We start from the raw sequence: 13166 nt of genomic DNA, 5'->3' as shown, positions 1-13166 counted from the left end.
GAACCGGGAACAGAGCGAAGTGAGCAAGGACGACCGCCCGGACACGACGCGGGATCGTGGTGACGTCATCGGCGCGGGCATTCTGTGGCTGGCCAAGTGGGCGGTGTGCATCGTCGCGATCGCGGCGGGCGCGTGGGTGCTCGGATTCCTGATCGCCCGGCTGTGGGTGGTGATCCTGCCGGTAGCGCTGGCGGTGGTCGTCGCGACGGTGCTGTGGCCGCCGGTGCGCTGGCTCACCGCGCACGGCCTGCGGCCCGCATTCGCGGCAACGATCGGGATACTCGGCTTTATCGGTCTGCTGGCCGGTGTCGTCGCGCTTATCGTGCCCTCGGTGGTGAATCAGGCCCCGGAACTCGCGGACAAGGCGAGCGAGGGCGTCAACCAGGTCCGGGAGTGGCTGCAGGGTCCACCGCTGAGACTGCGTGACGAGGAACTGGATTCGGCGGTCGATGCGATCGTGTCCCGGCTGCAGTCGAGTTCCGAGCAGATCGCCACCGGCGTGTTCAGCGGCGTGAGCACCGCGACGTCGGTGCTGGTGACCCTGTTCCTGGTGCTGGTGCTCACGTTCTTCTTCGTCAAGGACGGGCCGCGTTTCCTGCCCTGGCTGCACAGTGTGTCCGGCAGTCGCAGCGGCAGGCACTTGGAGGAGGTGCTGGGCCGGATCTGGGTGGTGCTCGGTGGATTCATCCGCACCCAGGCGCTGGTCAGCCTGATCGACGCCGTCTTCATCGGTGCGGGCCTGGTGATCCTCGGGGTGCCGCTTGCGCTGGTGCTCGCGGTGATCACCTTCCTCGGCGGGTTCGTTCCGATGGTGGGCGCGTTCGTCGCGGGCGCGCTCGCGGTGCTGGTCGCGCTGGTCGGCAACGGCTTCGTCACGGCGCTGATCGTGCTCGGCATCGTCATCGCCGTGCAGCAACTGGAAGGGAATGTGCTGCAACCGGTTTTGCAGAGCCGCACGATGCAGTTGCACGCGGTCGTCGTGCTACTGGCCATCACCGCGGGCGGCTCGCTGTACGGGATCGTCGGCGCGTTCCTCGCGGTCCCGGTCGTCGCGATGGCCGCGGTCGTGCTGCGCTACGTCGGCGAGCAGATCGACGCCGCCACGGTCGCGCTGCCGGACCCGGACAGCGAACCCGAATCCACCGAATAGCCGCGGTCGGTGATCGTCACGTATTCGAATCGGTCCGAATGTAACTATGGCCGTCGCCAGACGTCGTGCCTAGCGTGGATCAGCCGCTGTTCCAACACCATCGATCGTCCACGCGAAGGAGGACCTTCCCGATGACCGAGCCCGACCTGTCCGAGGACTGGAGCTTCGAGACGAAGCAGATCCACGTCGGACAGATTCCGGACGGCGCGACGAACGCCCGCGCCCTGCCGATCTACCAGACCACCTCCTACACCTTCCGCGACACCGCGCACGCGGCGGCGCTGTTCGGTCTGGCCGAGCCGGGCAACATCTACACCCGGATCATGAACCCGACCCAGGACGCCGTGGAGCAGCGCATCGCCGCCCTGGAAGGCGGTGTAGCCGCTCTGCTGCTGGCCTCAGGGCAAGCCGCGGAGACTTTCGCGATCCTCAACATCGCCGGTGCGGGCGACCACATCGTCTCCAGCCCGCGCCTCTACGGCGGCACCTACAACCTCTTCCACTACTCGCTGCCCAAGCTGGGCATCGAGGTCTCGTTCGTCGACGACCCGGACGACTTGGAGCAGTGGAAGGCCGCGATTCGCCCGAACACCAAGGCGCTCTACGGCGAGACGGTGTCCAACCCGCAGAACCACATCCTGGACATCCCTGGCATCGCGAATGTCGCTCACGACAACGGCGTTCCGCTGATCGTGGACAACACCGTCGCCACCCCGTACCTGATCCAGCCGCTCGCGCACGGCGCGGACATCGTCGTGCACTCGGCCACCAAGTACCTCGGCGGGCACGGCGCGGCCATCGCGGGCGTGATCGTCGACGGCGGCCGATTCGACTGGACCGGCGGCCGGTTCCCCGGCTTCACCGAGCCCGACCCGAGCTACCACGGCGTCGTGTACGCCGATCTCGGCGCACCGGCCTACGCGCTCAAAGCGCGCGTGCAGCTGTTGCGCGACCTCGGCGCGGCGATCTCGCCGTTCAACGCCTTCCTGATCAGCCAGGGTCTGGAGACGCTCAGCCTGCGGATCGAGCGACACGTACAGAACGCGCAGGCGGTGGCGGAGTTCCTGACGACGCGCTCGGAGGTGACCTCGGTGTCCTACGCGGGCCTGCCGTCGTCACCGTGGTATGAGCGTGGCCGCACCCTCGCGCCGAAGGGCACCGGCGCGGTGATCGGCTTCGAGTTGACCGGCGGCGTGGACGCGGGCAAGCGATTCGTCGAGGCCCTGCGGCTGCACAGCCACGTCGCCAATATCGGTGACGTGCGCTCGCTGGTGATCCACCCGGCCTCGACCACCCACTCCCAGCTGACGCCGGAGGAACAGCTGGCCGCGGGCGTCACGCCGGGCCTGGTCCGGCTCGCCGTCGGCATCGAGGGCATCGACGACATCCTCGCCGATCTGCGCGCCGGTTTCGCCGCGGCAGGTTCCTGACGCGTATTGCCCCGGGTCCCGTGATCCGGGGCAATCGCCATTTCCATATCAGGGGATTTCGCCGACAGCGGGGCGAAAACCCGTTTCTCGCTTGATTTCATCATCGCGGTCGATGAACAAGCACGGAAACATTCACCATCGTTTATCCTGCGCCGTTACCGATATTCGTGGCGCCCTTGAGATTCGGTCCGCCACCACCTCCGCGAGCGAGTGAGCGGGTGAAATACGACTTGCACGCATCCGAAAGGGTTACCGGACCGAACTAGAAAGGTACGTATATGTCCTCTTCAGAATGAGGTGGGTAAGTTCATGGGCATAGAAACACCGGAAACTCCAGCACGCCCCTTCTTACGCCGTGCCGCCACCCTGGTCGTGGCTGGTGCGATCCCGCTGTCCGTAGTCGGCGCCGCGACAGCCTCCGCGAACCCGTTGGTGCCCGAAATTTCCATCCAGCTTCCGTTCGCACCGGTACCCGCCATAGCCCCGGTCGCCGATCCTGCCGATCCCGGCGCCATTCCGCCCGACGCCGCTCCTGCCGCTCCGGCGCCGCCGTTTTCCACCGGACGCAACGACTTGAGCACCAACCGGCCGATGCCGGACCCGAACGTGCTCGCACCCATCATTCCGCAGCGCCTGCACTTCCCCGGCGCTCCGGCCCCCAGGGTCGCGCCGATCGAGGCGCCGCCCGGAACGCTGCGCGTCGGTTCCGTCGTGATCGGCCGGCCCGATTTCCTGACTCCCGAACAGGGCAAGATGATCAACGACGCGATCGCGGGCCCGGAGGCGGGCCTGGCACAGACTTTCGATTCGGCGGGCTTCGAGCCGTCGCGCTCCGACCGCATGGCCGCGGACATCATCGGCTCCACCGCGATCGGCGCGTCGGCAGGCAGCATGGTGGCCGCCCCCGTGGCCTCGATCGGGGCGGTCATCGGCGCGATCTGCGGAGCCATCGCCGGCATTCCGATGTTTCCCACCGGGACCGTAGCGGTCATGGGCTTCGGCGCCGCCGTCGGCTACGGGTTCGTCGCGTCACCGGCCATCGCTCTCGGTGCGGCCATCGGCGCCGGGGTGGGTGTTGCGCAGGGCCTTCTCACCCCGCCCACGGTTCCCGCCTCCTGAGCCACCTTTCCGGCAGTACTCGGCGGGGCAGCATCGCCTCTCGCGGAGTCGTCCGACCTATTTCCTGCGCGCACGATTCACGAGTAAGACCCGGTTTCGGCCGGGTCTTCTTCGTGTGGGAACGCCGCACGTTTCGCTTCGCCGTGACCGGTTATCGCGATGAGGACCGGCCGATACACCAGGCCGGTCGCCGCAAGGAGGTTATGACATGAGCACCACAGACAAGGCCAAGAACAAGGCCGAGAAAGTCGCCGGTCAGGCCAAGGAAAAGTTCGGCAAGGCCGCGGACGACCGGCAGAAGAGGGACGAAGGCCGTACCGATCAGGTCAAGTCCGACCTGAAAGACGCGGGCGAGAAGGTCAAGGACGCCTTCCGGCACTGACCCCGCACGCGCGAAAGACTCCAGGAGCGGATGGCCGCGGCGCGGTCGTCCGCTCGGCACGGTCCCGCGGCGGCTATTCCTTCCGCGGCCCTAGTTCGTCGCGCGACTGATCTGCGCTCGTAGGATCGGCGACGGTGTTCTCGCCCCTCGGCTGACCTTCATCCGCCACGAGGCGCAGCTCGCTCGGCCACCAGATCTTGCGGCCGATCAGGCTGAACAAGGCCGGGATGACGACGGTCCGCACGACGAATGTGTCGAGCAGGATGCCGAGGCCGACCACGATGCCGACCTGGGTGAGCGTGATCAGCGGAAGCACGCCGAGCACACAGAACACCGCGGCGAGCACGATTCCGGCGCTGGTGATCACCGCGCCGGTCACCGAGACCGCCCGCACCATGCCCTGTGTGGTGCCGTGGCCTGGGGTTTCCTCGCGCGCCCTGGTCACGAGGAAGATCGTGTAGTCGACACCGAGCGCGACCAGGAACAGGAACGCGAACAACGGAACGCTGATGTCCAGCGCGGGAAATCCGAACACCTGCTCACTCATCCAGCTGCCCAGCCCGAGCGCGGCCAGCGCGCTGAGCACGGTGACCGCGACCAGAATGAGCGCGGCGGGTATCGCGCGCAGCAGCACGAGCAGCACCGCTAGCACGACGACCAGGATCAGCGGAATGATCACCTCGCGGTCCTCGGCCGCGGCGGTCTGGATGTCCAGCACTTGGGCGTCGGTGCCGCCGACCAGCGCGTCCGCCCCGGCAACCTGAGCGAGCGAGGTGCGTAGTGCCTCGATCGTGTCGAAAGCCCGCGCCGAAGCCGGCGGCGCGTCGATCACCACCGACCATCGAGTGAGCCCGGTCGGCGAGGTTCCCGTCTGCCAGGTCAGCACAACTCCCTCGGTGTGACGGAACGCAGCATCGACGCCCGAGACCGCGCCGCTGTGAGCGAGCACGATCGCCGGGTCGGACGCACCGGACGGGAAATGCTGCGCCAGTGTGTCGAACCCCTCCACCGATTCGGCGCGAACCCGGAACTGCTCGGTCTGCGAGAGCCCGACCCGCACCGTGAGCAAACCGGTCGCGCAGACCGCGAGCACCGCGATCGCGCAACCGGCGACCAGCGCGGGCCTGCGCACCACGCGGGCGGCGATATCGTGCCAGACTCCTTGACCGGCGGTGTCGCGGCCGTCCGCGCTAGGCACGAACGGCCAGAACACGTTGCGCCCACACAGGGCGAGGGCGGCGGGTAGCGCGATCAGAACGAACGCCACCGCGACCAGCAACCCGAGCGCGGCCATCACGCCGAGACTGCGGGTGCTCGGCACCGAAGCCAGCAGCAGCACCAGCAGCGCGGCGACCACCGTCGCGTTGCTGGCCAGGATCGCCGGCCCCGCCCGCCGCACCGCCTGCCGCAACGCGGCACGGTGATCCGATGCATGGTGCAGCTCGTCGCGGTAGCGCGACACCAGCAGCAGCGCGTAGTTGGTGCCCGCGCCGAACACCAGCACGCTGGTGACGCCGGACGTCGAGCCGTCGAAGGCCAGCGGGGTCACGCGCGCCAGGGCGGTTCCGGCGCTGGTGGCGACTCGGTCGGCCGCGCCGACCACGGCCAGCGGCACCAGCCACAGGACCGGGGAGCGATACGTCGCGATCAGCAGCACCGCGACCACAGTGGCGGTCACCGCGAGCAGGGTGACGTTGGCGCCGGAGAACGAATCGGCGATATCGGCGCCGAACGCCGGACCGCCGGTCACCTGCAGGATCAACCCGTCGGGCAGCCCGTCGCGCGCGGCGGAACGAATGTCGCGGATGCGGTCGGTCAGTGCGAACCCGCTCAGGTCGGCCTGCAGCGGAACCTGTCCGATCGCCGCCTTCTGATCCGGCGACATGATCAAGTCGGTGGGCCCGGGCGACCGCCCAGCGGCCCGGGTCACCGCCGCAGCCGTGGCGTTGCGGTCGTCATCGGTCAGATTGCCGCCGTCGGGTCGGGTGACCACGATGATCGCGGCCGCCAAACCCGCGTCCGGGAACTCCTCCAATGCCCGTTCGACCTGAGCCGACTCCGCCGAGGGCGGCAGGGCGTCCGGCGCCTGGCCGGCCGCCTCGTTCTCCCCGACGGCTGCGATCAGCCCCAGCGAGGCCGCGGCGAGCACGAGCAGCAGCACCCACGATCCGCGGGCGGTCACCAGCGACGCGTAGCGATCCCAAGCGCTCACCCGGCCACTCTCTCAGATCTTCGCCCTCGAGCAGGCGAGACACCCCGCCCGCAGCTCCGGCCGACCCCGGTCAGTCGCGTAAAGCCTGCTCCCGCAATGATTTCAAGGTCTTGGACAGAATGCGGGAGACCTGCATCTGGGAACAGCCGATCCGCTGGGCGATCTGCTCTTGGGACAGCGAATCGAAGAAGCGCATGACGAGCACCTGCTTCTCGCGTTCCGGCAACGCGGCCAGCAGCGGTTTCACCGCCAGATAGTTCTCCACGGTGCCGAAATCGGGGTCCTCGGCGCCCAGCGAATCCAGCAGCGATGGACCGCCGGACTCCGCGTCGCCGGACTCCGCGACGGCGTCGATCGAGGAGGTCTGATAGGCGTTGCGGGCGATGAGCGCCTGGGTCACCTCGTTCAGGTCGACCCCCAGTTCCTCGGCGATCTCCCGTGCCCGCGGCATTCGGCCCAGCCGCTGCGACAGGGTCTCCACCGCGGGGCCGATGGTGGACTGAATTTCCTTGAGTCGCCGCGGCACTCGCACCGACCAGGCGTGGTCGCGGAAATGCCTGCGCACCTCGCCCATGATCGTCGGCACCGCGAACGACAGAAAGGTCGCGCCGTGCGCCGGATCGAAGCGATCGACCGCGGCGAGCATTCCCACCCGCGCGATCTGCAGCAGATCCTCGAAGTTCTCGCCGCGTCCGCTGAACTTTCGCGCGATGTGTTCGGCGAGCGGAAGGCAGCGGTCGATCAGCTCCGCGCGCAGGGCCTCGCGGCGCGGATCGTCCGTCGCCAGCGCGGCGAGTTCGGCGAACAGCGGCTCGATATTGTCGTAGCTGTCTCCCCCGGACTTGCGCTTGGGCGTGATCCGATTCGACTCGCTACTCATCCGTGCCGCCGCGCACCCACCGGAAGTCGACGGTAGTCGGGTAGCCACCCGCGGCGGCGTCGTGCGCGCCCTGGGACGCGGACACCGAATCGGTCAGCGTCGCGACGATGTGCCAGCCGAAGCCGGACTGATCCGGAGTGGTTTCCGACCTCGTGAGCGCGTCGACGCGCACGTCGACGGCGTCGCCGTCGAAGCTGAACGCACAGTCGAGCTCCGTCCCTGGCACCGCGTCCAGCACCAGCGCGCTGGCGACCTCGTCGAGAGCCAGCCGGATATCGGTCACCTCATCGATACCGAAATCGGCCATGAGCACGACGGTCTCGGCCAAGGCACGCAGCATCGCCAGCTGCTCGGACTCCGCGGGCACCCGCACGCTGATCGTGCTGGTCCGCGTCGTCGTGGGAGGAGTCCCCGCCCACCCGTCTTCCGGCCGCCGCCCCTCATCGAATCGCTGCGCGATACTGTCGTCGTTGCTCATGCCCCACTCCCAGAAGTCGCGCCGTCCGTAGGAGCGACTAGCCTACGCCCTGTTGTCCACTCGTTTCGAGGCGCCATGCGCGAGTGCGCGTATTCGGCTCGCCCGGGCGGGCGGCGAGCGCTCAGCCGTCCGCGACCGATCGCATCGGCGGGAGCCGCCGACGGCCGTCGCCGACCTCGCGAACCAGATCCGCGTAGGCGATCTCCAATTCGGCCAGCCGAGTCCATGCCGCGTGCATGCGTTCACCGCCCGGATCGTCGTGCATCAACAGATGGAACGCCCGCTCCGCGACAGCGGCCATCCGGTCGATCACTTCACCCAGGCTTGCTTCGTGCAGGCGAACCCCGGGCGCCGCGCTCGGCAGATGCACCGCCGCCCACGTGTTGATCCGGTCGACCAGTTCGGCACGGTGACCATCGATCTCCACCAGACGCCCAGGAACTTCGCGGCGGCGGCGATGTATTTCGGCCAGCTCACGCGCCCATCGGCTCACCGGCCCCTGCGCATGCTGACCGCCCAGCGCGCACAGCAGCGTGCTCGGGCTCGGCAATGCAGAGCTCTCGGCCACTTTCCGCAGTCGCGCACGCTGGACGAGCATCGGCCTACCTCCTCGGCACAACCACACCGATTCCGCGGCCGGTCGTCAGAGCATTCATCAGGACAACGTTCATTCCGGGTCGGTCACGCCGGTGCCGGCACGCGATGACGCGCCGAAGTCACAGTGGCGCAGTGAGTTCGAGGTGGATGCCATCCGGATCGGAGAAGGACAGGATCGCGATGCCGAAGTCGGCCATCTCGGTGATCGCACCGTGTTCGATGCCCGCTTCGCTCAGCCGGGCAGCGGCCGCGACCAGATCGTCCCGCGCCGGGACGGTGAAGCTGAGATGGTCCAAGCCCACCCGATCGGAGTCGAAACGGTCCGTCGCGGGCGCCACCGGACGCAGGCCGAGCAGCATTCCGTTGGCCTGGAACACCACTCCGCCGAAGAGCTGGAACGGATCGGTCCGCACCGCTGGATCGTCCGGGCTGCCCGGCGATTCAGCGGCGATCGGGAAGCCGAGAACGTCGTGGTAGAAGGCACGGGATCGGGCGATGTCGGTCACGGTCAACCGGATGTGGTGGGTTCCGGTCGTTTTGATCATGGTCACGCGAACTCCACAGGTGAAGGTAGGGGGTCGACCGGCTCTCGGGGTGGCTGCTCCCCAGTGGCGAGTCGTCTCGGGGATGACAGTAAGACAGAATTCCGGCGGAACAGAGTGTCGTGAACGACATCTTCGGTACTGTTTCCGACATGGACGTCGCTGTCTTCATCGTCGACGGCGTGGCCGATTTCGGATACGCCGCTCTGCTGGAGACCTTCAACACCGCGAACTCGGTGCGGACCGAGCTCACCGACCCGCCGCAGCCCTGGCGGGTCCGCAGCGTCTCGTTCGGCCCCACCATCCGCTCGGGCAACGGCAACACCGTGCCGACGGTTCCGCTCGACGAGCTCGGCGACGAATTCGAGCTGATGATCGTGCCCGCGGTGAACGTGCTCGCCGCCGAGCCGCTGATCGAGCTCATCTCCTCCCCCGGCAGCCGTCCCGTGCTCGACCGCCTGGTCGCGGCGCGCGAAAGGGGCGTGCATCTCGCCGGCGCGTGCACCGGAACGTTCTTCCTGGCCGAGGCCGGTGTGCTGGACGGATCCCCCGCCACCACGAGTTGGTGGCTCGGTCCGAGTTTCCGGCATCGCTACCCCCGCGTTCAGCTGGACGAAGGCCGCACACTGTGCCGCGGCCACGGCGTCACCACCGCGGGGGCGGCGCTGTCGCATATGGATCTCGCGCTGTCGCTCATCGCCACCAAGAGCCCCGCGCTGGCCGAGCGCGCCATGCGTTATCTGGCGGTCGGCGCAGGGAGACCGCAGCGCGAGTTCATCATTCCCGAGGTCATCGCCAAGGGTGATTCCGTCACCGCCGCGTTCGAACGCTGGGTCCGCGACCACCTGACCGACAACTTCCGAATCTCGCAGGCGGCCAAGGCCATCGGCGTCACCGAACGCAGCCTGCAACGCGCCACCCACGCCGAACTGGGTATGTCGCCCACCGAATTCGTGCACGACATCCGCCTGGAACGCGCCATGCACCTGTTGCGCACCACGCCCCTTACCGTGGACGCGGTCGCCGCCAAGGTCGGCTACCTCAACGCGGGGACCCTCCGTGGGCTGTTCCGCCGTCGCCGGGGCATGTCGATCTCCGAAATCCGCATGACTCGTGTGTCGTACTGAATTCTCCTCGAGCACTGTGGAATAGCGCGCCGACGCGCTAACATCTCTTCGAGAGCTCTGGAAGAGTTCGAACGAAGGGGAGGTGCGATGCCACTCGGGCGCTGGAGGTCCGCCGATCACCCGGAGATCGAGGCCGTGTCGATCGATGCCGTCCTGCATGCCCTCGCCGACCCGACTCGTCGGCGGATCGTGCGGATGCTCATCGACGAGGGCGATCGGCCCTGTGGCAGTTTCGGTCTGGGCATTCCGCCGTCCACCCTCAGCCACCACTTCAAAGCACTACGCAATGCCGGATTGATCCGCCAGTTCGACCAGGGCCGCCAGCGCATGAATACCCTGCGCCTCGCCGAGCTCGACACCCGCTTCCCCGGTCTGGTCGCCTCGATCCTTACCCAAGCCGAGCCCGGCCGTCAGCCCATTCGCCCCGAATCCACTTGATCTCCAAGGAATTCGCCATGTCGTTGAACACCGTCGCGCGGGTATGCGCCATTCCGGTCAGCCTGTGGCTGATCACCGCGCTCATCGTCGATGCCGACTACCGTGCGGACAATATCTTCGCCGCCCCGGACTTCACTTTCTCGCTCGTCCTGCTGATCGCGGCCTTCCTCCCCTGGCGGTTGGCGGCCCCGGCGCTCACGGCCGGCTACTTCTTCGGCTCCGGCGTCATCACCGTCGCCGCCCTCGACCGCTTCGACCACGGCGAATCCGCCCAGGGAACCCTCGACCTGATCATCGCCGCGGTCTATCTGACCGTCGCGCTGCTGCTCGTGCTCCGCAGCAAACGAACCCCGTCCCTCGCCCCGCAAGCAGGCTGACGCGGTCCAGGTCTTGGCCACTCCAGCGACACAACATCCCCCGGACTCGGGACCTGTGACGGACACCCGGTCGTCCGGGTCATCCACGTCGCCTCGAGTCCGCGACCCCCGAGCCGCCTGCAGCAGACCAGACCCCCGGTCAGCACAACTGAATGCGGGCCTGCGGGGTATGGGTTAACTCATCATCGGCATACCGGGGAACATCGGCATACCCATACCGGGGAACATCCGATTCCACCAGTCGCGCGCCATCGCCATCATCTGGTCCAAGGTCATCATCGTCGTTCACCTCTTTTCGATTGAGACCCAGGTTCAGGGGTACCCCCGGTGATCGTTTCTAACGGCGGAACTGCTCGCTATTCCCCAGCAACCTGCCGATTGCCGCGCCGGGGAGCGGTAACGTCCGGAATAAGCGCCGGATGCGGCAGCGTAGCCCGCACGCAGGAGGATCGCCGTGACCGATCACCAGCACGAGACCACATCGGATGAGGAGCGGACAGGCCACGGTGTGAGCGCACACGACACCGTGCGGCTCGCTGTGGTGGTCGCGGCATTGGGCGTGGTGTTCGGCGACATCGGGACCAGCCCGATCTACACGATTCAGACCGTGTTCAACCCGCGCGACCCGCATCCGGTCCCGGTCAGCATGGCGAACGTGTACGGCGTGGTGTCGCTGATCTTCTGGTCGGTGACGATCATCGTCACGATCACCTACGTGCTGCTGGCGATGCGCGCCGACAACGACGGCGAGGGCGGCATCATGGCGCTGATCACGCAGCTGCGGCGGTGGGGCGCTCAGCGCGGTCGGCGGCAGGCCGCCGTGCTGGCGTCGCTGGGCATCTTCGGCGCGTCGCTGTTCTTCGGCGACAGCATGATCACTCCCGCGATCTCGGTGCTGTCCGCTGTGGAAGGGCTCGAAGTGGTCGAACCGTCGCTGAAAGAGTTCGTCGTGCCGATCACGGCGCTGATCATCGTGGCGCTGTTCCTCGTGCAGCGGCGCGGCACCGCGGCGGTGGGCCGGATATTCGGGCCGGTGATGATCGCGTGGTTCGGCACCATCGGCGTGTGCGGAGCGACGGGCATCGCCCGCCACCCGGAGATCCTGAAGGCACTATCGCCTGCCTACGCGCTGGGCTTCCTGACCGGCCATTTCCACATCGCCTTCTTCTCATTGGCCGCGGTCGTGCTCGCGGTCACCGGCGCCGAGGCGCTCTACGCCGACATGGGGCACTTCGGTCGTCGCGCGATCACCCGGGCCTGGCTGATCCTCGTATTCCCCGCCTGCATTCTCAGCTACCTCGGCCAAGGCGCGCTGATCCTCGACGATCCGAGCAATATCAGCCGCCCGTTCTTCCTGCTCGTGCCCGGCTGGGCCCGGCTACCCCTGGTCCTGCTGGCCACCGCGGCGACGGTGATCGCCTCCCAGGCGGTGATCACCGGCGCGTATTCGGTGGCTTCTCAGGCAGCCCGGCTCGGCTACCTGCCCCGGGTGCGGATCGCACACACCTCGGAGTCCAGCGCGGGCCAGATCTATGTCCCGTGGATCAATTGGCTGCTGATGGTCTCGGTGCTCACTCTGGTGTTCGCGTTCCGCAGCTCGGCAGCGCTGGCCTATGCGTTCGGCATGGCGGTGACCGGGACGATCACGATCACCACGCTGCTCTTCTTCTACATCGCCCGCGCCAGATGGGGCACACCGCTGTGGTTGATCGGTCTCGGCGCCGTCCCGCTGCTGCTGGTGGACCTGCTGTTCGTCGCGGCCAACCTGACCAAGCTCGTGCACGGCGCGTGGTTGCCGCTGATGATCGCCCTCACCGCGTTCACCGTGATGACCACGTGGCAGCGCGGGCGCGAGATCGTCAGCACGGAGCGGGAACGGCGCGAGGGATCGCTGCGCGAATTCGTGGACCAGTTGCACGAAGGGAAGCTTTCGATACGCCGGGTTCCCGGAACGGCCATCTTCCTCAACCGCGGCAAGCAGACCACGCCGCTGGCGATGCGGGCCAACGTCGAGCGCAACCAGGTGCGCCACCAGCATGTCGTGATCATGTCGATCGAGACCGAGCCGGTCCCCCGCGTTTCGGTGGCGGAAAGGATCGCCGTCGACTCCCTGGGCCATGCCGAAGACGGGATCATCCACGTCAGCGCCCGGTTCGGCTACATGGAGCTGCAGGATGTGCCCGGTGCGCTGGCGCTGCTGCACCCCGACAGCACCGAAGGGCCGTTGCGGCTCGACGAGGCCTCCTATTTCCTGTCGAAGATCGAGCTTCGGCGCGGGGACGCACCCACCATGGCGCCGTGGCGCAAGCGGCTGTTCATCGCCACCTCCTACATCACCGCCGACGCCGCCGAGCACTTCGGACTACCCGGCGATCGCACCATCATCATGGGCTCGCGTATCGAGGTATAGGCGGCGCCGGACAGTTCATCTGTG

Annotated in this window: 13 protein-coding genes; 8 read left to right on the top strand and 5 right to left on the bottom strand. The window is 67.6% G+C overall.

The features are described from left to right. Window positions 1–19: 19 nt before the first annotated feature. The 4 genes from IU459_RS18655 to IU459_RS18640 all read left to right on the top strand — a co-directional run bounded on the left by IU459_RS18655 (window position 20) and on the right by IU459_RS18640 (window position 4081). Window positions 20–1150, top strand: coding sequence for an AI-2E family transporter (locus IU459_RS18655; RefSeq protein ID WP_195130912.1), 1131 nt, complete (start codon window positions 20–22; stop codon window positions 1148–1150). 131 nt (window positions 1151–1281) lie between these two features. Next, window positions 1282–2580: a bifunctional o-acetylhomoserine/o-acetylserine sulfhydrylase gene (locus IU459_RS18650; RefSeq protein ID WP_195130821.1), complete on the top strand. Its 1299-nt coding sequence runs from the start codon at window positions 1282–1284 to the stop codon at window positions 2578–2580. A 309-nt stretch (window positions 2581–2889) separates the two neighbouring features. Continuing rightward, window positions 2890–3699 (top strand): hypothetical protein, encoded by an 810-nt coding sequence (locus IU459_RS18645; protein ID WP_195130820.1) that lies wholly within the window; start codon window positions 2890–2892, stop codon window positions 3697–3699. A gap of 208 nt (window positions 3700–3907) precedes the next feature. Continuing rightward, window positions 3908–4081, top strand: coding sequence for a CsbD family protein (locus IU459_RS18640; protein WP_195130819.1), 174 nt, complete (start codon window positions 3908–3910; stop codon window positions 4079–4081). A 73-nt stretch (window positions 4082–4154) separates the two neighbouring features. Here IU459_RS18640 and IU459_RS18635 read toward each other — a convergent pair whose 3' ends face one another. The 5 genes from IU459_RS18635 to IU459_RS18615 all read right to left on the bottom strand — a co-directional run bounded on the left by IU459_RS18635 (window position 4155) and on the right by IU459_RS18615 (window position 8793). Next, window positions 4155–6293 carry an MMPL family transporter gene (locus IU459_RS18635; RefSeq protein WP_195130818.1) on the bottom strand — a complete coding sequence of 713 codons (2139 nt, stop codon included), beginning with the start codon at window positions 6291–6293 and terminating at the stop codon, window positions 4155–4157. A 70-nt stretch (window positions 6294–6363) separates the two neighbouring features. Then, window positions 6364–7173: an RNA polymerase sigma factor SigF gene (locus tag IU459_RS18630; protein ID WP_195130817.1), complete on the bottom strand. Its 810-nt coding sequence runs from the start codon at window positions 7171–7173 to the stop codon at window positions 6364–6366. Continuing rightward, complete coding sequence (locus IU459_RS18625) at window positions 7166–7651, bottom strand: ATP-binding protein (RefSeq protein ID WP_324198925.1); 486 nt, start codon at window positions 7649–7651, stop codon at window positions 7166–7168. Before IU459_RS18625 ends, IU459_RS18630 begins: the two co-directional genes overlap by 8 nt. Window positions 7652–7772: 121 nt before the next feature. Next, a complete protein-coding gene (locus tag IU459_RS18620; RefSeq protein WP_195130816.1) occupies window positions 7773–8249 on the bottom strand; it encodes a DUF4254 domain-containing protein in 477 nt (158 codons plus the stop codon). A 118-nt stretch (window positions 8250–8367) separates the two neighbouring features. Further along, complete coding sequence (locus IU459_RS18615) at window positions 8368–8793, bottom strand: VOC family protein (protein WP_195130910.1); 426 nt, start codon at window positions 8791–8793, stop codon at window positions 8368–8370. A gap of 149 nt (window positions 8794–8942) precedes the next feature. Between IU459_RS18615 and IU459_RS18610 the strand changes: the two genes are divergently transcribed. The 4 genes from IU459_RS18610 to IU459_RS18595 all read left to right on the top strand — a co-directional run bounded on the left by IU459_RS18610 (window position 8943) and on the right by IU459_RS18595 (window position 13142). Continuing rightward, a complete protein-coding gene (locus IU459_RS18610; protein WP_195130815.1) occupies window positions 8943–9917 on the top strand; it encodes a GlxA family transcriptional regulator in 975 nt (324 codons plus the stop codon). Between the two features lie 87 nt (window positions 9918–10004). After that, complete coding sequence (locus IU459_RS18605; RefSeq protein WP_195130814.1) at window positions 10005–10355, top strand: ArsR/SmtB family transcription factor; 351 nt, start codon at window positions 10005–10007, stop codon at window positions 10353–10355. A gap of 17 nt (window positions 10356–10372) precedes the next feature. Continuing rightward, the gene (locus IU459_RS18600; protein WP_195130813.1) at window positions 10373–10732 is read left to right on the top strand and encodes a hypothetical protein; all 360 of its coding nucleotides are present in this window, start codon (window positions 10373–10375) and stop codon (window positions 10730–10732) included. 508 nt (window positions 10733–11240) lie between these two features. Beyond that, window positions 11241–13142, top strand: a complete 1902-nt coding sequence (locus tag IU459_RS18595) for a potassium transporter Kup (protein WP_324198933.1) — start codon at window positions 11241–11243, stop codon at window positions 13140–13142. The last annotated feature ends 24 nt before the right edge of the window (window positions 13143–13166 follow it).

The sequence above is a fragment of the Nocardia amamiensis genome, from assembly GCF_015477605.1.
GTDB classification, from domain to species: domain Bacteria; phylum Actinomycetota; class Actinomycetes; order Mycobacteriales; family Mycobacteriaceae; genus Nocardia; species Nocardia amamiensis_A.
This window is presented reverse-complemented; position numbering and strand designations above follow the sequence as displayed.